The 22117-nt window shown below is 72.5% G+C and carries 16 protein-coding genes; 6 read left to right on the top strand and 10 right to left on the bottom strand.

Annotation, left to right across the window (positions count from 1 at the left end; all coding sequences use genetic code 11):
- Positions 1 to 99 precede the first annotated feature (99 nt).
- The 3 genes from ACFF45_RS23080 to ACFF45_RS23070 form a co-directional block, all read right to left on the bottom strand.
- A complete protein-coding gene (locus tag ACFF45_RS23080; protein ID WP_381348342.1) occupies positions 100 to 2295 on the bottom strand; it encodes a pectate lyase-like domain-containing protein in 2196 nt (731 codons plus the stop codon).
- Between the two features lie 309 nt (positions 2296 to 2604).
- A complete protein-coding gene (locus ACFF45_RS23075; protein ID WP_381348341.1) occupies positions 2605 to 3750 on the bottom strand; it encodes an aminotransferase in 1146 nt (381 codons plus the stop codon).
- Positions 3747 to 4664 carry an ornithine cyclodeaminase family protein gene (locus ACFF45_RS23070; RefSeq protein WP_381348340.1) on the bottom strand — a complete coding sequence of 306 codons (918 nt, stop codon included), beginning with the start codon at positions 4662 to 4664 and terminating at the stop codon, positions 3747 to 3749. The genes ACFF45_RS23075 and ACFF45_RS23070 overlap by 4 nt, the downstream gene beginning before the upstream one ends.
- Before the next feature lie 62 nt (positions 4665 to 4726).
- Between ACFF45_RS23070 and ACFF45_RS23065 the strand changes: the two genes are divergently transcribed.
- Positions 4727 to 5299 (top strand): helix-turn-helix domain-containing protein, encoded by a 573-nt coding sequence (locus ACFF45_RS23065; protein WP_381348339.1) that lies wholly within the window; start codon positions 4727 to 4729, stop codon positions 5297 to 5299.
- 17 nt (positions 5300 to 5316) lie between these two features.
- Here the strand turns inward: ACFF45_RS23065 and ACFF45_RS23060 are convergent, their stop codons facing one another.
- Both ACFF45_RS23060 and ACFF45_RS23055 read right to left on the bottom strand, forming a co-directional pair.
- Positions 5317 to 6948 (bottom strand): discoidin domain-containing protein, encoded by a 1632-nt coding sequence (locus tag ACFF45_RS23060; protein WP_381348338.1) that lies wholly within the window; start codon positions 6946 to 6948, stop codon positions 5317 to 5319.
- Between the two features lie 79 nt (positions 6949 to 7027).
- On the bottom strand, positions 7028 to 9199 hold the full coding sequence (locus tag ACFF45_RS23055) for an SGNH/GDSL hydrolase family protein (RefSeq protein WP_381348337.1): 2172 nt from the start codon (positions 9197 to 9199) through the stop codon (positions 7028 to 7030).
- Between the two features lie 472 nt (positions 9200 to 9671).
- Here ACFF45_RS23055 and ACFF45_RS23050 point away from each other — a divergent pair, with 472 nt between their 5' ends.
- Complete coding sequence (locus ACFF45_RS23050) at positions 9672 to 10313, top strand: TetR/AcrR family transcriptional regulator (RefSeq protein ID WP_381348336.1); 642 nt, start codon at positions 9672 to 9674, stop codon at positions 10311 to 10313.
- A gap of 65 nt (positions 10314 to 10378) precedes the next feature.
- Positions 10379 to 11920, top strand: coding sequence for an FAD-dependent monooxygenase (locus ACFF45_RS23045; protein WP_381348335.1), 1542 nt, complete (start codon positions 10379 to 10381; stop codon positions 11918 to 11920).
- Between the two features lie 43 nt (positions 11921 to 11963).
- Here ACFF45_RS23045 and ACFF45_RS23040 read toward each other — a convergent pair whose 3' ends face one another.
- Complete coding sequence (locus ACFF45_RS23040; RefSeq protein WP_381348334.1) at positions 11964 to 12251, bottom strand: hypothetical protein; 288 nt, start codon at positions 12249 to 12251, stop codon at positions 11964 to 11966.
- Positions 12252 to 12351: 100 nt separating this feature from the next.
- On the opposite strand from ACFF45_RS23040, the gene ACFF45_RS23035 reads away from it, so the two are divergent.
- The gene (locus ACFF45_RS23035; protein ID WP_381348333.1) at positions 12352 to 13158 is read left to right on the top strand and encodes an alpha/beta hydrolase; all 807 of its coding nucleotides are present in this window, start codon (positions 12352 to 12354) and stop codon (positions 13156 to 13158) included.
- Between the two features lie 15 nt (positions 13159 to 13173).
- Here the strand turns inward: ACFF45_RS23035 and ACFF45_RS23030 are convergent, their stop codons facing one another.
- Entirely contained in the window at positions 13174 to 15939 is a 2766-nt protein-coding gene (locus ACFF45_RS23030) for a helix-turn-helix transcriptional regulator (protein ID WP_381348332.1), read from the bottom strand.
- Positions 15940 to 16611: 672 nt separating this feature from the next.
- Between ACFF45_RS23030 and ACFF45_RS23025 the strand changes: the two genes are divergently transcribed.
- Entirely contained in the window at positions 16612 to 17448 is an 837-nt protein-coding gene (locus tag ACFF45_RS23025) for a prephenate dehydratase (protein WP_381348331.1), read from the top strand.
- Positions 17449 to 17813: 365 nt separating this feature from the next.
- On the opposite strand, the gene ACFF45_RS23020 is transcribed toward ACFF45_RS23025, so the two are convergent.
- Entirely contained in the window at positions 17814 to 18302 is a 489-nt protein-coding gene (locus ACFF45_RS23020) for a TetR/AcrR family transcriptional regulator (protein WP_381348352.1), read from the bottom strand.
- Positions 18303 to 18538: 236 nt separating this feature from the next.
- Between ACFF45_RS23020 and ACFF45_RS23015 the strand changes: the two genes are divergently transcribed.
- Positions 18539 to 20068: an MDR family MFS transporter gene (locus ACFF45_RS23015; RefSeq protein ID WP_381348330.1), complete on the top strand. Its 1530-nt coding sequence runs from the start codon at positions 18539 to 18541 to the stop codon at positions 20066 to 20068.
- A 190-nt stretch (positions 20069 to 20258) separates the two neighbouring features.
- Here the strand turns inward: ACFF45_RS23015 and ACFF45_RS23010 are convergent, their stop codons facing one another.
- Both ACFF45_RS23010 and ACFF45_RS23005 read right to left on the bottom strand, forming a co-directional pair.
- Positions 20259 to 21734, bottom strand: a complete 1476-nt coding sequence (locus ACFF45_RS23010; protein ID WP_381348329.1) for a hypothetical protein — start codon at positions 21732 to 21734, stop codon at positions 20259 to 20261.
- Positions 21731 to 22078, bottom strand: a complete 348-nt coding sequence (locus ACFF45_RS23005) for a hypothetical protein (RefSeq protein ID WP_381348328.1) — start codon at positions 22076 to 22078, stop codon at positions 21731 to 21733. The genes ACFF45_RS23010 and ACFF45_RS23005 overlap by 4 nt, the downstream gene beginning before the upstream one ends.
- Positions 22079 to 22117: the final 39 nt, after the last annotated feature.

The following is a 22117-nucleotide window of genomic DNA, read 5'->3' as shown; positions in this document are numbered from 1 at the left end:
CGGGCGGCGCTGCTGCGGCGCCGCGTGATGGCCCTCCGGGCCGGGTCGCGGGGAAGTCATCCGGCCCGGAGGGGAGTGGGTGGCCGACGGGCGGCTCGGTCAGGGGTAGGACACGACGGTGGACGGCACGGTCGAGGTGCCGGCGGGCACCGTGGAGGCGCCGGTGTCGTTGATGACGTGGTTGTAGTGGCCCATGCCGCCGAGGGAGACCACGAGGAGGCTGTGGAACTTCACCCCCGGTTTGACGGGCGTCTTGAAACCGTGGTCCTGGCGGATGTTCGGGTCGACGTTGTAGTTGCAGTAGCTGCCCAGACCCCATGCCTCGTGGGTGTCCACCGAGTCGTCGACCCGGTAGGCGGCGTACCCCCTCGTCGCACCGTTCTGGATGGCGGCCTGGTTCGGGGCGTCGTACGCCTTCTCGTTCTGGTAGAAGATCGTCCGGCCGCGCTCGCCGTACCACTCGACGTCGTACTTGTTGAAGTGCTCGACGAACAGGCCGGTGGCCAGGACATCGTCGCCGTTGACGCGGACGCCGTAGTCGGCCCGGTTGGTCTCCCAGCCGACGCCCTCGCCGTGGTCGGCCCGCCACACCCAGGTGTGGTCGATGATCGTGTCGTGGTTGTTGACCACCATGCTGGTGGTCGCCTTGCCGGCGCCCGCGCCGCCGATGCGGATGTAGACGTCCTGCACGGTGGTGGGGTTCGCCGCGTGGTCGGCGGACGCGCCCTGCGGGCCGACCTCCAGCAGGGTCGGGGAGTTGACCGGCCCGGCGTCGATGAGGAAGCCGGCGAGCTTCACGCCGTCGACGTCGGCGACCCTCATGGCGGTCACCCCGTTGTCCGGGATGATCGTGGCGAGGCCGAGGCCGAGCACGATGGTGTTGGCCCGGTCGACGTTGATCGTCCGGTCGACGTGGTAGACGCCCGGGGTGAACAGCAGGTGCAGGCCCTGGGCGAGCGCGGCGTTGATGGTGGCGGCCGTGGCGCCGGGCTTGACCACGTAGAACCTGCTCAGCGGGATCGACTCGCCCTGCGGGGTGCCGTTCGCCCAGGTGGTGCCGCGCGCGTTGGTCCGCTTGGCGGGCGCGAAGACCTTGTACTCGGTGCCGTCCAGGTAGAGGAAGGGCTTCTCACGGGAGATCGGCGTCGTGTCGAGCGTGGTGTAGCGGGGCTCGGGGAAGCTGGTGGCGGGAGCGCCCTCGACACCCGAGAAGACCTGGTTCCACACGCTGTTGGACCAGCCGCCGATGGAGCTGTCGCGCGTGTACCACTGCTGCTGCGAGTAGTTGCCGATCTGGCCGTCGATCTTGCTGTCGGCGATGTAGCCGCCGCTGGCCCAGCCGTAGCCGTTGGGCGCGAGGTTGAGGCCGCCCTTGACGTGCATCCGGCGGAACGAGGCGGCCTGCGAGACCGCCCACCGGTTGGTGCCGTTGACCGGACTCACGGCGAGGTTCTCCGCGGCGCGCCAGAAGTTCTGGGTGGCGTTGCCGTTGAACCAGCCGGCGTCGACGGTGATGTCACCGTTGATCGTCGTGTCGTCGGGGCGCAGACCGAGGCCGGCGATCTGGGTGTAGAAGCCGATCTGGGCGTTGAGGTTGCTGTAGGTGCCCGGCTTGAAGAGGAAGGCGTGCCGGCCGGAGCCGAACTGCGCCGACTCCTGCTCCCTGAAGACCTGGTCCAGCTTGGCCTGGATGCCGGGCGTGGACGGGTCGAAGACGTGCACGTTCGGCCCGAGGTCGCCGCCGCCCGGGATGACCGGGCCCGGGTCGTCGCCGGTGGTGCCGTATACCTTGAACTCCCAGAGCGAGTAGCCGTATCCGGTGGCGCGGGCGGTGCCGAGCATGCGGACGTAGCGGGCGGTGCCGGAGACGTTGAGGGTTTCCGTGCCGCCGGCGCCGGTGGTGGTGGAGTAGGCCGTCGACCAGTCCGTGCCGTTCTGGGACGTCTCGATGCGGTAGGACCTGGCGTACGCGGCCTCCCAGCGCAGTTCGACCTGGCTGAGGGAGGCGGAGGCGCCGAGGTCGACGCGGATCCACTGCGGGTCGGAGGCGGCGCTGGACCAGCGGGTGCCGTTGTCGCCGTCGACCGCCGCGGTGGCCGGGGTGCCGTAGTGCTCCTGGCTGGAGGCGGTGACCGGTTTGCCCTGGGACAGCAGCACGGGCGCCGCCTGGGCCTCCTTGGCGGGGGTGAAGGCGAGCAGGGCGGCGGCCAGCGCGGTGACCACCACGCCGACGACACCGCGGCGGCCGGGTCTGCGGGGCACCGGCGCTGCCGGAGGTATGCCGACTGTGGACATGCGGGGACTCCTTGACATGGATGACACGGAACCGAAACGGGAGAGCGCTCTCCCGCACCATGCCCGCCCCGTCAGTCCGGGTCAAGAATCCGGACATCACTTTTCTTTTGACTTTCATTAAGTGGCAGTGGTGATCGACGTCGTCCGCCCGCTGCCGGCCTGGTACGGGATCCGTGCCGCGGACGTGGCCGGGGCGCCCGCCTCGCTCACCGTCGACCCCCACGAGCGGCACCCGGGGCCGTGCCCGCCCATGGGGATCGTCGGGTGCACCGGCGCCTGCCCGCGTTCACGCCGCTCGCGCGAGACCGGCTACGCGTGCGGCCGACGGGCCTCCTCGGCGGCGCCGTCGAGGAAGCGGCCGACCAGGTCGAGGCCGGTGCGCAGGGTGTCGGTGTCGTCGGCGAAGCCGATGCGCACGGTGTGCTCGACGCCGAACGCGGCGCCGGGGGTGAGCAGGACGCCGGTCTCCTCCAGGAGGCGGGTGCAGAACGCGTGCGAGCCGATGGGGGCGTCGTAGCGCAGGAGCGCGGTGGTGCCCGAGGCGGGTCTGACGTAGGTGATGTCGTTGCGGCCGGCGATCCACTCGTCGAGGACGGCGAGGTTGGTGCGGGTGATGCGGTGGGCGCGGGCCAGCATCGTGTCCTTGTTCTCCAGCGCGACGCAGGCCAGCAGGTCGTCGACGCGGCCGACGCTGATGGTGGTGTAGTCCCGGTGCGCGGCGACGTCGGGCAGCAGCGCGGTGGGGCCGGCGATCCAGCCCAGGCGGAGGCCGGCCAGGGAGTACGGCTTGGACATGCTGCCGGTCGAGATGCCGCGTTCGTACAGGTCGGCGATCGAGGCGGTGAACCCGTCGCCGTTCTGGTCGACGCCCCGGTAGACCTCGTCGCACAGCACCCACGCGCCGGCGCGTCCGGCGATCTCGGCGATACGGGTCAGGCCGGCTTCGTCGATGAGCGCGCCGGTGGGGTTGTTGGGGTTGTTGACCGCGATGAGTTTGGTGTCAGCGGTAACGAGGCGGTCGAGTTCGTCGCAGTCGGGCAGCCAGCCGTTCTCCTCGCGCAGCGGCAGGCGGTCGACGCGGGCGCCGTAGCTGTCCGGGATGGAGTAGTGCTGCTGGTAGGTGGGCACCACGGCCACGACATGGTCGCCGGGTTCCACGAGGGTGGCGTGCACGAGGGCGTTGGCGCCGACGGCTCCGTGGGTGATCAGGACGTTGTCCGGGCCCTGGGAGTCGTACAGGCCGGCGACCAGGCCGCGCAGGCGCGGGCTGCCGGGGATCGGCCCGTAGGTGAGGGGGGTGGCCTCCAGCTCGGCGAGGATCTCCTCGCGGCGGCCGGACATCCCCAGCAGCTCGCCGGTGGTGATCGAGCGGACGCAGGTCTCGGCCAGGTTGTACGCGCAGGTCTCCTCCCACTGGTCCATCCAGCGCTCGACCTCGAACTCGCGGATATTCATCCAGACCGTCCCTCGGTGGTCGCCTCGTCGTTGCCGTTCTCGTAGGCGGCCCAGGCGACCGCCGCGTCCTCGATGCCCAGTCCCACGGACCGGAAGTACACCGGGCGTTCGCCGGCGGGGCGTGGGGCGCGTCCGGCGACCAGGCCGGCCAGGTCCCCCCGCACCGTCGCGGGGTCCCAGCCGGACGCGGCGGCCTGCGCCAGTTCGGTGGCGACCTGGAGGCTGGTGCGCGCGTCCACGTACACGTCGAGGTCCGGCACCGCTGCGGACGGGATCTCCCGCGCGCCGGGGGCGTTGGTGGAGATCGAGGTGACGACCACCCCCGCCGGCAGGTCGCGGGGGTCCAGTACGTCGCCGGCCGCCGACGTGCACAGCATCACCAAGTCCGCGCCCGTGACCGCCTCTTCGAGGCTGTGGACCGCCTGGACGGTGTCGTCGGCCTCCTCGATCCCGAGCGGGGAGAAGGCGCGTACGGTCATGCCGGGGCGCACGTGACGCAGGTAGCGGGCGTGCGCGCGGCCGACGCGGCCGTAGCCGACGACGGCGGCCGTGCCGGCGTCCGGCGGCAGGAGGAGGCCGACGGCGAGCACGGTGGTGGCCGCGGTGCGCTCCACGGTCAGGCCGGACGCGTCGAGCAGGGCGAGCGGCTGCCCGGTGGACAGGCTCACCAGCAGCGTCCAGGCGGTGACGACCGCGGGCCCCGCCGGCTGCGGCAGGTACGGGGAGACCTTGACCGCGTGGATGCCGGCCGCGGGCAGTACGGCCGGGTAGTGGATGACGTCACCGCCGCCGGGCAGGTCGACGACGAACTGGCCGGGGCCGGCCGGCCCGGCGTGGGAAGGATCCCCGAACGCCTCGCGCAGCGCGGCCAGCACGGCCTGCTCGGAGACATGGGGAGTGGTGATGACTCGCATAGTGAGCAATATATTGCTCACCATGAGGGTGAGGCAAATTTCTGTGCACTATAGTGCTCAGTATGAGCAGTGAGGTCTCCGCCGGCAGCAGCACGCAGGAGTTCGTCACCCGCATCGGCGGGCGCATCCGGACGCTCCGCAAACAGCGCGGCTGGAGCGTGCAGCGGCTGGCCGAGTCCGGCGGGATCAGCCGCAGGATGCTCACCGACATCGAGCTGGGCCGGGCCAACCCCAGCCTCGCCACCGTCGACCGGGTGGCCCGTGCCCTGGACACCGACTTCGCCGCCCTCTCCCTGCCCGACCACGACGCGGCGGACGAGCAGGTCGAGGGAACCCTCGTGTGGCAGGCCCCGGACGGCAGTCAGGCACTGCTCCTGGGAGCGACCCGGTCACCGCGGGCCGAGCTGTGGCGATGGACCCTGGCCCCCGGCGGCCGCTACGACGCCGAGCCCGACCGCGCGGGCGCGCAGGAAGTCCACCACGTCCTCTCCGGCCGCCTGACCCTCGCCCTGGAGGACGGGCCCCACGTGCTGGCCTGCGGACAGAGTGCCGTCATCGCCAGCGACCAGCGGTACGCCTACCGCAACGACGGCAACGAGCCGGCCGTCTTCGTGCGGGTCGTCAGCGGCGCCTGATGCTCACGGCCGTTCGGTCACCGCTCCGCGGGGAACTGGACCTCCGTGCAGCCCGAGTACGTGCCGATTCCCGGTCGTTGGTAGCCGCCCTCGCGGTGGACGAAGTGCACGCGCAGGGACGACGCGTGGACAGGGGAGAACGTGACCGTGTTGGCGCCCGCGCGCGGTCCTCCGGGGGTCCAGCGGGCTCCGGTGACCTGCTCGAAGCGGCGTCCGTGCAGGTACTCGACGATCATCTGCCGGGGCGGCTGCACGCCGCCGCCGTCGTCGTAGACGTGGACGGTCAAGCCGGAGAGCCGGCGTGCCTGTGCGAAGTCCAGTTGCAGCCAGTCGACGGTGTTGGGGGAGTTGTAGGCGGTCCAGCGCGGATCGTCGGCCACGACCCCGTCCACCGCGGCCCGCGGTGAGTCGTACGCCCACGTGTGGGAGGCCGATGCGGAGATCGGACCGTCCGACTCGCCCCGCAGGTCCGCCGAGGTGGCGAGCCCGATGGACTGCGCGCCGGTCGTCGACTGGGCGTTGTAGAAGTGGTGGACGACACCGTCGTGCTTGATCACCCACGGTTTGGTCGCCTGGTGGAAGTCCCACGGCCTGGTCGAGCTCGTCAGCTTGGGTCCCCGCCAGGGCGTCCAGTTCACCAGGTCGTAGGAGCAGGCGAACGAGTCGAAGCGGCCGTTGGGCGTGTGGTCGATGGTGCTCCAGAAGAACATCACCCACAGCTCGCCCATGCGGACGACCTGCGGATCGCCGATCAGCGCGATGCCGTGCCACTCGTACGGTGTGAGAACCGGGGCCTCGCCGTGGCGGCGCCAGCGGACCATGTCGTCGGAGACCGCCATGCCGATGGTCTCGTTGCCGTACCCTCCGGCGCCCGTCGCGTTGTAGTACATGACGAAGCTCGCCCCGAGCCGGGCCTCGGGGTCGTGAACGACGTTGCTCTTGAAGAGTTTCGACCGCTCCCAGTAGCGGGTGTCGGGGTCGTCGGGCCCCAGGACCGCGGCGTCGCGGCGGGTCCACGGACGCGGCTGGTGCGGGGTCCGGGTGCTGGCGACACCGATGGACAGCGGTCCGCCCTCGTAACCCGGTTCGGCACCGCCCAGGTAACTCATCCAGTAACGGCCGGCGTAGGTGCGCAGCTCCGCCGAACCGCCCCATTCGGTGTCCTGCAGCGCGATGTACCCGGCGGCCTGCTGCCGGTCCCAGGCACCCGGCCGGAACGGCAGAACGGTGCCCTCCGGCGTCCAGGTGAGCAGGTCGGGACTCGAGGCGAGCCGGGTCTCGTAACCCTGCTGGCGGTATACCAGGTACACCATGTACCAGCGGTCCTCGTGACGGAAGACGCTGGGCGAGTCGACGAGCTCCGCGTCCGCGGGCGTGGGGAGCACGGGACCGTACCGGTAGGGCGTCTTGACCTCCTCGTACACCTCCCGCATGACCTCGTCCGGGACGGCGGTCGATCGGCTCCGCCCGGCACCTGCGTGGACCGGCACGCCCGCGCCGTGCGCCGTACCCGGGTACAGCGCCATGCCCGCGGCGGAGGCGCCGACCACCCCCGACCAGCGCATCAGCCGGCGGCGCGGCACCTCCTCGCCGGCCGACGACGTCGGCCCCGTGCGGTCCGGCTGTCCGGCCTCGTGGCTCGTGTCCACCGTCCGTTCCTCCTGCCGTGGTGTGGCGGCGCCGACGGCCCGTCCGGCGGAGGGCCGTCGGCGCGGCGTCGTGGGGTCGTCAGCGGCTCTGGTCGAGCGTGACGGCGAACAGCTTCAGCTGCGGGTGGTCCGGCAGCGTGATCGAGCGGACCGTCCGGTCCGGGTCCGAGGGGACGGTGCGTGCGTAGATGGTGACGGAGGGTCCATCGCGGCCGGTGCCGGCGCGGTACCGGTACGGCGCCGCCACGGCGACGTCCTCGCCGGGCTGCGGGCCGCCGCCGGCCCAGTCGCTGAACCGCAGGGGCAGGGGGGCGGTGGTGCCGTCGGTGTAGGTGATGGCGCCGACCGCCTCCGCCGCGCCACCGGAGGCGGCACCCAGCACGCGCAGGTGGCGGACGCGCACGGCGGGCAGGTCGAGGGTCTGCCCCCGGGCGGTGACCGTGTTCCTGGCCCCGTCGGCGGAGGACGGGAAGACGAACGGCGCCCCGGCGAGCACGGACGGGCCGGCGGCGGGCACGGTCTCGGCCGCGTAACTCCAGCCCAGACCATCGAAGTCACCGTCGTCGGGACGCGCCGCGGACGCGATCGAGTCGCGGTCGTAGGCGCCGGTCAGGTCGAGCGGGCAGGCGTCGCCGGACGGCCCGCAGCCAAGACGCCGGACGTCCAGGAGCGCTGTCGCCGTCTGCCTGCGGCCGTCGCGGGTGCGGACGGTGAACAGGACACGGTGTTCGCCGGCCTCCAGGGCCGCCGGCACGGGGATGTCGTGTGCCACGTCGGCCTGGGCGAACCGGCCGTTGCTGCGCACGGTGAACGGGCGCCTGTGCTCCGTGCCGCCGAGAGTCGCGGTGACCGTTCCGCGGACCGTGCCCGGGCCCTGGACGGTCGTGCGGGAGACGAAGGAGACGGAGGACGCCTGGCCCGCGATCGTGACGGCCTCCTCCGGCGCGGCGGCGACCGACAGCGAGCGTCCGGGCCGGTGGTACGGCGCGGGCCGGACCGGTCCGGGACGGCCGAGCGTACGCAGGTCCACGGCGTCGGCCATGGCCTGGAAGCCGGCGTCGTTCGGGTGCAGATGGTCACCGCTGTCGTAGCGCGCCAGCATCCGCTGCGGGTCCGCCGGGTCGCGCACGGCGGCGTCGAAGTCGACCACCGCGTCGAAGACGCCGCTGCCGCGAATCCACGCGTTCACGGTCTCGCGGGCGGCCTCCTGTTCCGGACCGTACGTCCACCACCCCTTGAACGGTATGAGGGTGCCGCCCAGAACGCGCAGACCGGCGGCGTGCGAACGGTCGGCGATGGTGCGCAGCCCCGCGATGATCCCGTCCGCGTCCCCCTGCTGCGGGATCTGCTGGATGTCGTTGATCCCCAGGAGCACGATCACGGCGTGCGCGCCCGCCCGTTGCAGCACGTCCCGCTCCAGCCTGGCCTGGGCGCTGGGCCCGCCGCCCTCGGTCAGCACGCGGTTGCCGCTGATGCCCGCGTTGAGGACGCCGAGCCGGCCGGCGGGGCCGCGGCTCGCGCGCAACCGCGCCGCCAGCAGGTCCGGCCAGCGCCGGTTGGCGCCGGGCGTCGAGACCTCACCATCGGTGATGGAGTCCCCGAGGGCGACGACCGCGCCGCTGCCCGCCGCGGCGTCCGCCCGGCCCGGCTGGACGTCGACCTCGGTGACGTAGTGCCAGGACTGCGTCGTCGACGGCAGTCCGGCCCCGTCGAGGTCCCCGGCGTGGTCCGTTCCGTCCGTGGCGTAGTAGGACGTGGCGAGGCCGGTGCTGTGCTGGGTGACCGGTCCGGACGGCTCGGGGGTGTAGGTGGTGACGAAGAGGTCGGCGGCTTCGGCGACGGGGAGGCCGACCGGGTCGCTGTAGACCTCCGCGCCCGCCGGGACGGTCACGGCCCGCTGCCCGTGGAACGTCAGGTCGCGCAGAGAGCCCGGCGCGACCGCGGCGCTCCCGGGCGCCTTCTGCAGGCCCACCGTCGTGTGGGCGAAGCGAACGGGTCGCGTACCGAGGGCGTTGGAGAGTTTCACCCGCACGCGGTCGCCGCCGACGCTGGTGTGGACGAGGTTGCGGATGGTGTATCCGGCGTACCCGGTGTCGCTCACCGTGCCGCTCGCCGCGGTCGCCCACGTGCCGGTCCAGCTCCGCCGGTCCGCCGTTGCGTGCGTCTCGTGGCCGGGGGAGGCGGCGGCGGAGGACAGCGGAAGCGCCGCAGCCGTCAGCAGTGACGCGACGAGTGTCGCGAATCTTCGCATGGACGTTCCCTTCGAAGACGGTCGGTGCGTCTTGGGGTGGCAGTGCTGCCGTGGTCGTGCGAAGAGCAGGAAGAGCAGGTGGAGCGCTGTGGCGACAACGTTGTCAGGCCCTCGCAAGCTATCCACGGAGCCCTCGAACGGTCAACCCCTCGCACTGCGCCTGCGCCGGCGGGAGGACGCTCGTCGTTCCGGTCGCGGAGAGCCTCACCGTCCCGTGAGCGGGGCGCGACCGCACGGCGGACCTACGGCATGCCGCGCGCCGCGACGCCCCGGCTCCGCCCGGCCGACGTGGGCCGTGACCAGGTCCGCGCGTCCGGCCCGCTCGTGGACCGGGCCGCCGCTGTCGCCGACGCGGCCGCAGGCCGCGGACCGCCGCCTGGCCGCGACGCCGGCCTGGACGGGGCGCACGCAACCATTTTTTTGCCGATATGAAAATCTTGCCGCAGCGGCAAGATTGGTCCAGGATGCCGGTATGGCACCTGTGGACGAGACCCGCGCGACCGGGCAGCCCGGACTCCGTGAGCGCAAGAAGCGGCAGACCCGGGCCGCACTGAGCCAGGCGGCCATCCGCCTGTGCGTCCTGCACGGCTGGGCCGACGTGACCGTCGAGCAGATCGCCGCGGAGGCCGATGTCTCCGTCCGCACTTTCCGCAACTACTTCGCGAGCAAGGCCGAGGCGATCGCCGCGAGCCACCTGGAACGGATGCTCCTGATCGCCGACGACCTGCTCGCCCGGCCGGCCGGCGAACCGCTGTGGGACTCGCTGCGCCACGCCGTACTGGGCCGGTTCGCGCCACCGGGCGAACCCCAGGATCACGCGCCGCACAACGAGCGCTGGCGCGCGGGGGTGCGGCTGATGCTGACCGAACCCGCGCTGGCCGGCGAGATCGCCAAGGCCGGCGCAGCCGCCCAGCAGGGGCTGGCCGCCGCCGTCGCGCGGCGCACCGGCACCGATGCCGAACGCGACGTCCACCCGAAGCTGGTCGCGGCCGCGGTCGCGGCCGGCTGCGCCGTGGCCGTGGAGCACAGCCTGCGCGCCGATGAGACGGTGCCGCTCGGCGCCGTCCTGACTCAGGTCCTCGAGCAGCTCGCCGCGGGCCTGCCCGTCCCGTAGCCCGAGGCGTCGGCCGGCTCGCCTCCGGTTGTCGCCCTTCCCCTTCGCGGTGAGGAGACCCGACCGTGACAGCCGACGTGATCATCGTGGGAGGCGGCCCGAACGGGCTGATGCTGGCCTGTGAGCTCAGCCTGGCCGGCATCCGCCCCCTCGTGCTGGAGCAGCACCTGGAACCCGCCACCGAGCCTCGGGCCAACGGTCTGCTGGGCCAGGTGGTGCGCCTGGTCGACCACCGCGGCCTGTACGAGCCGCTCAGCGGCAGCCCCGAACCCCCGCAGCCCAACTCGGCCTACTTCATGTTCGCCGCCATGGCCCTCGACCTCGGTCTGCTGGACGCCAGTCCGGTCTTCGGCCTGGCCGCTCCGCAGCACCGCATCGTCGAGGTCCTGCAGGAACGCGCACATGCCCTCGGCGTCGACGTGCGGCGCGGCCACCGGGTCACCTCCGTCACCCAGGACGAGGACGCCGTCACCGTCGACGTCGCTGGCCCCGAGGGCGACCAGCTACTGCGTGCCCGGTACGTGGTCGGTGCGGACGGTGCCCACAGCGTGGTTCGCAAGCTCTCCGGAATACGCTTCCCGGGCGTCAGCTACGACCGCCGCACCAACCGCTCCGCCCACGCCACCGTCCCGGCCGACCCGATCGACCCGGACAGCGGCGCCCTCGTCCCTCCCGGCCATGGACCGGTCCTGCCCTTCCTGCCGTACCGCACGGACCAGGGCGGCTTCTCCTACGCGCCGTTCCCCGGCCGGCCACCGCTGGTCAGCACCACCGAGTGGGACCAGCCCGGCACGGAGGAGCCGATGACCCTGGACGAGATGCGGGCGAGTATCCGGCGGGTCCTCGGCGTCGACGTGCCGCTCGGCCCGCCGGCCGGAGCGGGTCCGCATGTGCTGCGGCGTCAGACCGGCGGTAACACCCGGGTCGCCGACCGGTTCCGGGACCGCAGGGTCTTCCTGGTCGGCGACGCCGCCCACGTCTACGCCTCCGGTGGCGGCCCCGGTCTGAACCTGGGGCTGCAGGACGCCGCCAACCTCGGCTGGAAGCTCGCCGCCGCGCTGCGCGGCACCGCATCGCCGGGCCTGCTCGACACCTACGACACCGAGCGCCGCGAGTCCGCCCGCCGCATGGTGCTCAACGCCCGGGCGCAATCCGCGCTCGACGCGCCGGGAAGCGATTCCACCGCCCTGCGCGAACTGTTCGCCGAGTTGCTCACCGACCGGCAGGTGGTCCAGCGCCTCGCCGACCTCATCGCGGGCAGTGACGTGCGCTACGACATGGGTGTCACCGATCCCCACCCCGCGGTCGGCCGCTTCGCGCCGGAGCTGCGACTGGTCACCGGGTCGGGGACGGTCCGGCTCGCCGAACTCGCCCGGAACGCCAGGCCGTTGCTCGTCGACCTGACGGACAACCAGTCACTGGCACCGGCGCTGACGGAGGGGCAGGACGCCGTCGACCTCGTCGTCGCGCACGGCGGCCCGGACGGCCTCACCGGCCTGCTGATCCGCCCCGACGGCTATGTGGCCTGGGCCTGCGGCTCACCCTGCCCCGACGCGGCTGAGCTGACCGGCCTGCGGGCCGCCGCGCAACGCTGGTTCGCGTGCTGAGCAGCGGCCGCCGTCCGCGCCGCCGACGAGGTCCTCCGCGCGGTCAGTCGCCCTGCGTGCGACGGGCCGGGAGCAGGTCCGCGGCGGCCTCGTCCCATGCCACCCCGGCCAGCTCCCGACCCGCGGGAACCACCTCATAGGTGCGTTCCAGCCACTCCGCCGGCGGGGGCACAGGCAGCTCGAAGAGGGCCGCCAGGTCACCCGAGCACAGGTCCGCCGGCGGGGGCACAGGCAGCTTGAAGAGGGCCGCCAGGTCACCCGAGCACAGGTGGAGCCACGACCTCGCCCGCTCCCTGGAGGCGGCACGGCGCCGCTGCGGAGCGCGGAACATTCAGTCATTCGACTGTCGTCCGGCGCCCGCGTCTCGACCACCCTGGAGCTGTCGCCCGTGTGCCGGTGCCGGGTGGTCGTCGTGCTCGGAGGAACCAGCCGTGAACCGTACTCCCGTCGTCTTCATCCACGGTGCGTGGCTGCACGCGCTCGCTTGGGAGGCCTGGGCGGAACGCTTCGCCGGCCGCGGGTTCCTCGCGGTCGCGCCCGGCTGGCCCGGGGAGGCGGCCACCGCCCGGGACGTGCGCCGGTCGCCCGAACCGCTCGCCGGCCTCGGTCTGGAGGCGCTGACGGACCACTACGCCGACATCGTGCGTTCGTTCGAGGTGTCGCCGGTGATCGTCGGGCACTCGGCCGGCGGGCTCATCGCGCAGCACCTCATCGCCACCGACGTCGGCCGGGCGGCGGTGGCCATCGCGCCCGCCCCGATCAACGAGGTGACCCTGCCCGGGGCGCCGATCCCGCTGCGGACACCCGGAGACGAGGGCGGCACCGACCCCCTGGTGACCCTGTCGCCGGAGCAGTTCCACAAGGCCGTCGCCAACACCGTGGCCCCGGAGGAGTCCGGCCGGCTCTTCGAGCGCTACGCCGTGCCGACGCCGCGCCGCCTGCTCACCGACCTCGGCTGCGGCGGCGCGGCGCGCAGCCCGCTCGCCGGGGCCGACACCGGCAACGCGGGCCGCGGGCCGCTCCTGCTGATCTCGGGGCAGGAGGACCTGATGGTGCCCGACTCCGTCACCCGCGCCGTCTACAAGCAGTACGGCGACTGCACGGCCGTGACCGACCTGAAGCAGTTCGCCGACCGCGCCCACTCGCTGGTCGTCGACAGCGGATGGCGTCTCGTCGCCGACTACGTGCTCGGCTGGCTCGCGGAGCGCGGCGTTCGCCCGCTCGCCGAAGCGGGCTGACCGCCCCTGGAGTGCTCAGGCGTTCTGATCGCTGGAGAGCTTGCCCAGCGCGTCGCGCAGTGCGGCACGGGAGGTGATGCCGAGCTTGGGGAAGACCCGGTACAGGTGGGAGCTGACCGTGCGCGGCGACAGGTGCATCCGCTCGCCGATCTCCTTGTTGGTCAGGCCGCCGGCGGCCAGATCGGCGATCCGGCGTTCCTGCCAGGTCAGTGCCGCCAGGTGTGCCGAGGAGGCGGGGGACGGCGCACCGGCCGTACGCAGTTCGGCGTGGGCGCGGTCGGTCCAGGTGGTGGAGCCGAGCCGTTCGAAGGTGTGGGCGGCGAGGGTGAGGGTGTGGCGTGCGGCTTTGCGTCCTTGGGTGTGTCTGAGGTGGATGCCGTGGGCGAGGTGGACGCGGGCGAGTTCGAAGGGGAAGTGGGTGGCGGCCGGATGGGTTTCGGCTCGCTGGTACATGCGGTCGGCCTCGGCGGGGTCGGCGGTGGTCATGGCGAGGGCGCCGTAGGTGGTGAGGGCGAGGCGGGGGGAGATGCCGGGAAGGCCGGCGTGCTGGGCGGCCAGGGCGTGGGCGCGGGCCTGTTCGGCGCGGCCGGTGTGGAGGGCCGCTTCGACCAGGTCGAGGAGGGTGCGGCTGGCCTGGTGCGCGTAGGGCTGGAAGGTGCCGGGGGGTGTGATGCCGATGGCGTGCAGGTAGGCGGCTTCGTAGTCGCCCTCGGCGAGGGCGGCGGTGGTGCCGATGGCGTCGGTGATCTCGGTGAGGAATCCGACGCCGCGGGGGCGGGCCCAGGCGTCGACGGTGGCCTGGAGTGCGCGGGCGCGTTCGACCTGGCCGCGCAGGGCGGCCAGCAGCCCCAGGTAAGCCCGCGTGTGCTGGACGAAGAGCCCGTGCCGGTGCGCCGTCGTCAGCTCCAGGCTGCGCTGTCCGGTCCGTTCCGCCTCGTCCCACTCGCCGACCGCGATCTGGTCCAGCATGACCAGGTGCAGCATCGTCATGGCGTCGGCCAGGGCGCCCGTCTCCGCCTCACGGTCCGCACTGCGCTGGATGAGCGGCCGGTACTGGCTGAGGGTGTCCACGTGGTAGGCGGCGACCCCCAGCCGGGTGATGTCCCACGGTTCGAGCCGGTGGCGATCGGCGAAGGCCCGCTCCACACGCTGCCGCACGCCCGGGCCGCGACGCACCACGTCGCCCCAGGCGTCCTGGTAGATGCGCGAGTGCGGGGACACCAGGTCGCCCAGGGGGGCCAGAAGTTCGTGCGTCCGCTCCCAGGCGGCCGTGTCACCGGCGTACTGGTTGATGGCCAGCAGCAGGTCGATGAGCCGCGTGAGGGTCTCGTCCGGCTCACGCACGCCCTCGTCGCGCATGCTCTCGATCGCCGCGAACACCTGCCGCTGCGAGGACCGCACGTCCCCGTCCTCGAAGAGGGCGACGTAGCCCGACGCGATCACCGAGGCGGGGGAGTCGTGGCTGCCCGGCGCGGTGTCCGAGCGGATCAGCTGCTGGGCCTGGCCCAGCAGGCCGGAGTGTCCGGCGACATAGGCCGCGCTGCCCAGCCGCCTGGACCGCTCCCCGTGGCTCTCGCTCAGTTCCGCGGCCCGGGTCAGCCAGGCCACGGCGGCCAGCGCGCCGCCCCGCAGGGTGGCGGAGTCCGCGGCCGCCTCCAGCGCGGCCGCGGCCTCCTCGTCGGGGTCGACCGTCGAGGCCGCCAGGTGCGTCGCACGCCGTTCCAGGTCGTCACGGTGCAGCCGGGCGAGCACGGCGTGCGCCGCGCGCCGTTCGTTGGGCGTCGCCATCTGGACGACGGTCGAACGCACCAGGGGATGACGGAAGACGAAGGCGCCGCTCGCCGCGTCGATGTCCAGCAGCCCGCAGGCCGCGGCCTCGTCGACGTCCAGCATGCGGTAGCGCGTGCCCCGGGTGTGCCCGGCGGTGGAGCCCGCCTCGACGCCGTCCAGGGCGCCGCGCAGCAGTTCCGTGCGCACGCTGTCCCCCAGGCCCTTGATACGCGCGCCGTACATCTGCTGCAGGCGCTGGGGCAGTGTGACGCCGGTGAACCCGAGTACCGACTCGGGTCCGTGCCCCTCCCGGCCGCCGCGCACGTAGGGCGGCAGTTCCAGCAGGGCCAGTGCGTTGCCCCGGGCCTCGTCCAGCACCAGACGGCGGATCCGGGCGTCGAGCCCGGGATGCCGGGCGTCCAGCAGCTGTTCGGAGGCGTGCGCCGACAGGGTGGGCACGGCGAGCTCGGACAACGCCGCGGTGTCGAACCCCGAGGGCACGTTCGAGCGCAGTCCGACGACGAGCCGCACCGAGCTGCCGGTGAGCCGGCGCCCCACGAATCCGCAGACCTCCGTGCTGGCGGCGTCCAGCCACTGACCGTCGTCGAGGACCACCATGAGGGGCTTGGGCGACGCGGCGAGCGACAGCAGGTCGAGTACCGCGATGCCGAGGGTCATGACCGAGGGGGGTGAGCTCTCGCCCCGGCCGAAGACGACGTCGAAGACCCGGCGGTGCGCGTCGTCCAGCTGGTCGATGTGGGACGACAGCGGGTACAGGATCTGGTGCAGACCGGCGAAGGGGAGTTCCGACTCGGCCTCGACGCCGGTCGCCCGCACCACCCTGTGCTGGTGGGCGTTGGCGAGGTCGACGACGTGATCCAGCAGGGCGCTCTTGCCCACACCCGCGTCACCCCGCAGCACGAGGGCCCTGCCTCCCGGCGCCGTGACGAACTCGGAGAGCACGTTCTGCTCCCGTTCACGGCCGATCACGGCCCCGCCGACCGACTCCATCGTCCCCCACTCCCTGCGCCGCCGAACCGGCGCCCGGCCCGGACGCTGACCCCCGTGCCCGCGGATCACCGGGCGCAATGGCGGGGGTACTGCGTCGTTCCGTCACGCGGTGGTGGCGGCTGTTCTGCGCGGTTCGTCTCCTGGGAGCCGCCTTGCCACCCGCGGCCCACCCGGCCAGCAGACTAAGGGGTTCCGGTCATCCCCGTCTCCTGTGATGGCCGAAAAAATCCTTGTTGAACGCTCTTGCGCGCGTGTGCCGCCAGGACAGAGGCGCCGTGCACGGTCCGGCGACCGGTGTCCGGCGACGCCGCGGGCGGCCGCCGAACCGGCGGCCGCCCCGCAGGCGTGCAGGGGCCGCGGGAAGCGGCCGTGTCCGGCGCTCCGCGGGCGGAGCCGGCCGCGGTGCCGCACGGCGAGCGGTGAGCCTCGCGGCGGTCCCGCCCGGTTCCCCGCCGCGCGGTACGGCTCGCCACGCGGGCCGGGCGGGTCGCGGACGGCGCGCGCCACGTCCTCGCGGCGGCGTGCCGGCACGGGCTGACGGCGGGCGGGAACGGCGAACGACCCCCTGGGTGAGCGTCATCGGGGCGCGTTCCCCGATACTGCAACAGGCGCGGTACGCAACGGAGCTTCTGCCGCCCGACGACAGAACCTCCCGCAGGAAGGCCGAACACGGTGACGACCGTCGCATACCAGGGTGAGCCCGGTTCCAACTCGGCGACCGCCGCACACGCCCTCTATCCAGCGAGCGACGAGCTGCCCTGCACCGGCTTCGAGCAGGCCCTGGACGCCGTGACCCTCGGGGACGCCGACGTGGCGGTCATCCCGGTGGACAACTCCGCGGCCGGACGCGTCGCCGACGTGCACCACCTGCTGCCGGAGTCGGGACTGTTCATCGTCGCCGAGTACTTCCTCGCCATCCGCTTCGACCTGATGGGCGTGCCCGGCGGCACCGAGGACCGGGTGGAGTGCGTCCGCAGCCACGTGCACGCCCTGGGGCAGTGCCGGAAGGTACTGCGCGAAGGCGGCTGGCGCACCCTCGTCAGCGACGACACCGCCGGAGCCGCGCGCGAGGTGGCGGAGCTCGGCGACCCGCGGCACGCGGCCCTCGCCCCGCCCGCCGCTGCCGCCCTCTACGGCCTCGACGTACTGCGCTGCGAGGTCGAGGACGACCCGGACAACACCACGCGGTTCGTGGTCCTGTCCCGGGACGCCGCACCCGCGCCGGACGCGGGGAAGCCCACGATGACGAGTCTGTTCTTCACCGTGCGCAACATCCCGAGCGCGCTGTACAAGGCACTCGGCGGGTTCGCCAGCAGCGGGGTGAACCTCACCAAGATCGAGAGCTATCAGATCGGCGCCGGGCTGGGCGCCAGCCGCTTCTACGTCGAGGTCGAGGGACACCCCGACGACGAGCGGGTCGCCCTCGCACTGGACGAGCTGCGGTTCTTCTCCTCCGAGGTGCGCGTCCTGGGGGTGTACCCCGCGCATCCGCACCGGCTGGAGCAGTGATCCGGGCGGCCGCGCCGGGCGGCGGGGCCGGGCAGCGCGGGTCGCCCGGACCACGCGGGCCCCTGCGCCACGCCGGGGCGGCCGCCCGGCCGGGCACGCCGGCGGCGTCGCCGAGGCGGCGCAGACACCCGCTCCGTCCGCCCTGCGCACGGCGCCGCACGTCGCCCCGGAGCTGACCGGCACGCAGACCGGTCCGGAACGGGTGCCGTGGGCAGGCACGCTCGGCCAGTGCGCCGGCCGCGCCCGGGCCGCCGCCGGGGCGGGAACGCACGCACTCTTCGTGGGCTCCGGGCAGACGCCCGCCTCCCCGGCCCCGATCTCCTGGGAGACACCGGGACGTGTGCTCCCCAGGGGGTCTCCACGTGTCAGGGGGTCCCGATGCCGCGCAGCAGGGTGTCAACGACGATGTCCGCCGCCCGGGCCGCGGACAGCTCCGGAAGCTCCCGTGACACCAGGTGCATGAGCTGCGGCAGCAGGGCGCTCGCCCAGCCCCCGGGGAGGCCGGAGCGCAGCAGTCCCTCGTCCGTGGCGCGGTCGAGGAAGGCCGCCACCTCGTGGGCCAGGGCGTCACGGCGCGCCCGTACGGCGTCGTCGGCGAGCATGCGGGTGAGGTCGACGGGCCAGGTGCGGTTGACGGCGATGATGTTCTCGACGTAGCGGTGCAGGGCGACGGCGACGGGCGCTTCGCGCAGCCGGGCGTCCTCGATGGCCTCCTCGATGGCGGCCAGGCGCGCCGCGTAGACGGCGGCGAGGAGGTCCTCGCGGGAGGCGAAGCGCCGGTAGACGGTGCGCCGGTCCACGCCCGCCTCGGCGGCGATCGCCGCGATGCTCACGCCGGGGTCGGTGGCGAGCATGCGGGCCCCGGTGGTCAGGACGGCTTCCAGATTGCGTGCTGCGTCGGCTCTCACCCGGCCGATTCTAGCCGCGATCTGTGACCGCTCAATCAACTAACGCCTCTTTGAAGTGAAGCTGTCGGCTGCAAGTGCTACATTGACGTGACAGTTAGGCGCGATATCGCCAGCGAAGTGAGACGTCAACGTCGTGCGCCGCGGGCGAAGCGCTCCTGCCTCCTCAGGAGAAAGGCACGTCGATGCCGAAGACACAGTCCGCACCGCCCCGGGCGGGTGGTGTCGCCGCCGCGATGAGCGCGCTGATCCTCGCGGTCCTGCTCGCGGCCCTGGACCAGACGATCGTTTCCACCGCGCTGCCCCGGCTGGCCGAGGACCTCGACGGGTTCGACGACATCGCCTGGGTCAGCGCCGCGTATCTGCTCGCGTCCACGGCCGCGACGCCCCTGTGGGGCAAGCTCGGCGACATGTTCGGCCGCAAGCGGCTCTATCTGGCCTCGACGACGATCTTCCTGGTCGCGTCGGTGGCCTGCGGCCTGGCGCGGAACCTCCCCGAACTGATCGGCGCCCGGGCGCTCCAGGGCGTGGGCGGCGGCGGCATGATCGTGCTCACCTTCGCCCTGGTCGGTGACATCGTCGCGCCGAGCGAGCGCGGCCGGTACCAGGGCATGTTCGGCTCGGTCTACGGCGTCGCCAGCATCGTCGGCCCGCTGCTGGGCGGCGTCTTCACCGACCAGCTCTCCTGGCGCTGGGCCTTCCTGATCAACCTGCCCGTCGGCGCCGTCGCCCTCGTCGTCGCCGCCCGCGCGCTGCCCGCCGCCCCCCGGGGCGCCAAGGCCCGCGTCGACTACGCCGGCGCCACCATCCTGGCGGCCGTCGCCACCGGCCTGGTCCTGATCACGTCCTTCGGTGAGCGCTGGGGCTGGGGTTCGCCCGCCGTCGTCGGCCTGATCGTCGCCACGGTCGCCCTGGCCGCCCTGCTGGTGCCCGTCGAGCGCCGCGCCGCCGCCCCGGTCCTGCCGCCGGCCATGCTCGGCTCGCGGACCGTCGTCTTCTCCTCGCTGATCGGGTTCTTCGCCAACGCCGCGATGTTCGCCGTCCTGGTCTACCTGCCGGCCTACCTCCAGATCGTCGACGGCGTCTCGGCCACCCTGTCCGGTATCCACATGCTGCCGCTGGTCGCCGGTCTGGTCGTCAGCCAGTCCCTGGCCGGCCGCTGGGCCGCCCACGTCGGGCGGCTGCGGACGATCCTGCTCGGCGGACTGGCCGCCAACCTCGCCGGACTGCTCCTGCTCGGCACCATCGGGAGCGGCCCCGGAACCCTGGTGCTGGGTGTCTACTTCCTCATCACCGGCGTCGGTATCGGCATGGTCCCCATGGTCGTGCTGACCACCGTCCAGAACAGCGTCCCCGCCGCCGACCTCGGTGCCGCGAGCGCCGTGGTGACCTTCGCCCGCTCCATCGGCGCCGCCTTCGGAGTCGCCGTCTTCGGCACCCTGCTCAACACCGGTTTCGCCGACCGCGCCCAGCATCTGCCGACCGACGGCGGCTTCGACCCCGCCCGCCCGGACACCATCGGCCACCTGCCCGCCGCCCTCCGCGACACCGCCCTGGACGCCTTCGCCCACGCGACGGCCACCGGCTACCTCTGGATCACCCCGACCCTCGCCGTCGGCATCCTCCTCGCCCTCTTCCTGAAGCCGTCCGGCAACAAGGGCGACACCACCGACGCCTGCGACCCCGCCGCCCAGGAGACTGCTCCGGCCTCCTGAGCCACCGGACGGCACACCCGCACCAGGGCCTGTGCGGTGTCGCGGTCAAGCGGCTGTTCGCCACAGTTCTGCGAGCCGAATCATCGAGGCACGAAGTTCGAGGCCGGTAAGGCAGCTCTGGGACGTCTTCCGCACCGACAAGACCGGTCACGGCGTCGCACTACTCATTGATCACGACATCACACGGGCTTCAGTCGAAGTCGCCGAGTGCAAGGCCGTAGTGCTCCGCCAGGACCGCGCGGAGCGTCCAGTCGTTCCGCCCGATCAGGCGGTCGTCCGCGATCTGTTCGAGTTCGAGGCGAGTGCGGTGCATGAGCAGTTGAAGTGTCCGTACCAGAGGGAGCGCGGTGAACAGGATGTCGTCGCTCGTCTCCCTCACCCGGTCGGCGCCGATGAGGCCCGCGTGCAGCAAGCCCGCGCACGCGCCGACGAGCGTGTGCGCGTCACCGCCGTGCGTGAACGTCCCGGTCGGGCCACCCAGCGAGGCGACCAGATGTTCGAGTTCGAAGATGCCGAATCCCGAGAGAAGCAGAGGGGACGCGTGTTTCAGCCGCTCCGCGGCCAGCAGCCTGGCGTGTCCGTCCAGAACATAGTGGAGCAGGGCGGGGACGGCATCGTCCGGGTCCTCGCAGTAGCGCAGCAGTCGATCGAAGGCCCGTTCCAGTACGTGCTCGGCCGTCGCTCCGTCGGCGGCGGGCTGGAAGGCGACCCCCACGGCTTGTGCTGTCGCCGTCAGAAGATCGGTGCAGGCATCCGGCCACCGCGACCGAGGCCGGCTCACCTTCCCCTCGACGGCGAGGGACATGAGCGTCTCCATCCGTACGACCGGGAACCAGCTCGTGTACAGCGGCGCGATCGTCATCGTCCAGGACTGCCGCGGATGGCGGTGGACGCCCGGCGGATTGCAGGCGATCTCCGCCAGGGCGCAGAACATCGTGAGCCATCCGGCCCCGGACACGGGAAGGCCGCCCGCGAACTGCAGAAATGCCGCGTAGGGCCCTTTGGCCTGCGCGTTCGCGACCTCTACCGCGGTCCGCGAGATCCAGGGGTCGCCACCGCTCCGCTCGACGGCCATGGACAGCCAGGCCGTGGAAAGGAGGTGGGCGTGGGTCTCCAGGAGGTAGTGGACCCGTTTGTAGCGGATGAAGGGGGGCGAGGGCATGGCCGGCTCGGAAAGGAAAACCGGGGGAATGCCGAACATCTCGTCGAGCACGAGTCCCAGGAGGCGCCACTCCGCCATCGAGGACAGCGTGGGGAACGGGCCGAAGCCTGAGATCGCGTCACGTTTCTGCTGGATCATCGCAAGCGCGCGCCGGTTGAAGGCGTTGGGGTTCTCGGTGGACGCCCCCTCCAGGGCGGTGCTGCCGACGGTGAGAGGGAGGCGTTCGCGGCGCCGCCCGCGCTCCTCGCGGGCCACCCGGAGAAACCCGTTGGCCAACAGGAGTTGGGCGTTGGACAGCATACGGTGGAGATATCCGTACGTGGTCGCGTGGTACTGGTAGAAGTGCACCCACTCGTGGTACAGAGTCACCAGCTGACGCCAGTTGTTCCGGGTCGGCTCGAAAATCGAGCCGAGCGATGTGGGGTCGAAGCCAAGGTCCAGCAGCCCGGTGTCCGAGTCGAAGGCTCCGCCGGTGCCCGGAGTGCACAGCGGCTCTCGTATCACCCGGGATCCGCCTCGTCGTCCGGGCACAGCCAGCCGACACCACGCTTGGCCGCGTACACCGCGATGGCGCAGGCGAGGCCGCTGCTGACGGACGGGGCGGCCGTCGCCAGGAGCGCGGAGGTGATCACTGCCGCGAGGTCCGCTTCGGGCATGTTCACGATGTCCTTGCGGGGGCAGACGGTGCTTCGGACCCGCGCGAGCTGTTCGGCGGCGATCCCGCGGCCCCGTTCGACCAGTCCCGAGGGACTGTGCAGAGCGCCCCGGGGATCGGACAACTGGGCGATCTCCATGAGGAGTTCCTCGTCGTCCAGTAGGAGCAGGGCTGGGACATCCTGGTCCGTCACATGTCCTCCGATCATCCCGCGTGGGCTCATCGCCACGGC

Origin of the sequence: Streptomyces cinereospinus, from assembly GCF_042430725.1 — a bacterium.
Classification (GTDB): domain Bacteria; phylum Actinomycetota; class Actinomycetes; order Streptomycetales; family Streptomycetaceae; genus Streptomyces; species Streptomyces cinereospinus.
This window is presented reverse-complemented; position numbering and strand designations above follow the sequence as displayed.

Excerpts from the sequence above, each read along its gene's own strand:
- ACFF45_RS23050 (WP_381348336.1), top strand. The coding sequence starts at position 9,672 with ATGGCACCTGTGGACGAGACCCGCGCGACCGGGCAGCCCGGACTCCGT.
- ACFF45_RS23070 (WP_381348340.1), bottom strand. The coding sequence starts at position 4,664 with ATGCGAGTCATCACCACTCCCCATGTCTCCGAGCAGGCCGTGCTGGCC.
- ACFF45_RS23080 (WP_381348342.1), bottom strand. The coding sequence starts at position 2,295 with ATGTCCACAGTCGGCATACCTCCGGCAGCGCCGGTGCCCCGCAGACCC.
- ACFF45_RS23030 (WP_381348332.1), bottom strand. The coding sequence starts at position 15,939 with ATGGAGTCGGTCGGCGGGGCCGTGATCGGCCGTGAACGGGAGCAGAAC.
- ACFF45_RS23040 (WP_381348334.1), bottom strand. The coding sequence starts at position 12,251 with ATGTTCCGCGCTCCGCAGCGGCGCCGTGCCGCCTCCAGGGAGCGGGCG.
- ACFF45_RS23065 (WP_381348339.1), top strand. The coding sequence starts at position 4,727 with ATGAGCAGTGAGGTCTCCGCCGGCAGCAGCACGCAGGAGTTCGTCACC.
- ACFF45_RS23015 (WP_381348330.1), top strand. The coding sequence starts at position 18,539 with ATGCCGAAGACACAGTCCGCACCGCCCCGGGCGGGTGGTGTCGCCGCC.
- ACFF45_RS23075 (WP_381348341.1), bottom strand. The coding sequence starts at position 3,750 with ATGAATATCCGCGAGTTCGAGGTCGAGCGCTGGATGGACCAGTGGGAG.
- ACFF45_RS23020 (WP_381348352.1), bottom strand. The coding sequence starts at position 18,302 with ATGCTCGCCACCGACCCCGGCGTGAGCATCGCGGCGATCGCCGCCGAG.
- ACFF45_RS23055 (WP_381348337.1), bottom strand. The coding sequence starts at position 9,199 with ATGCGAAGATTCGCGACACTCGTCGCGTCACTGCTGACGGCTGCGGCG.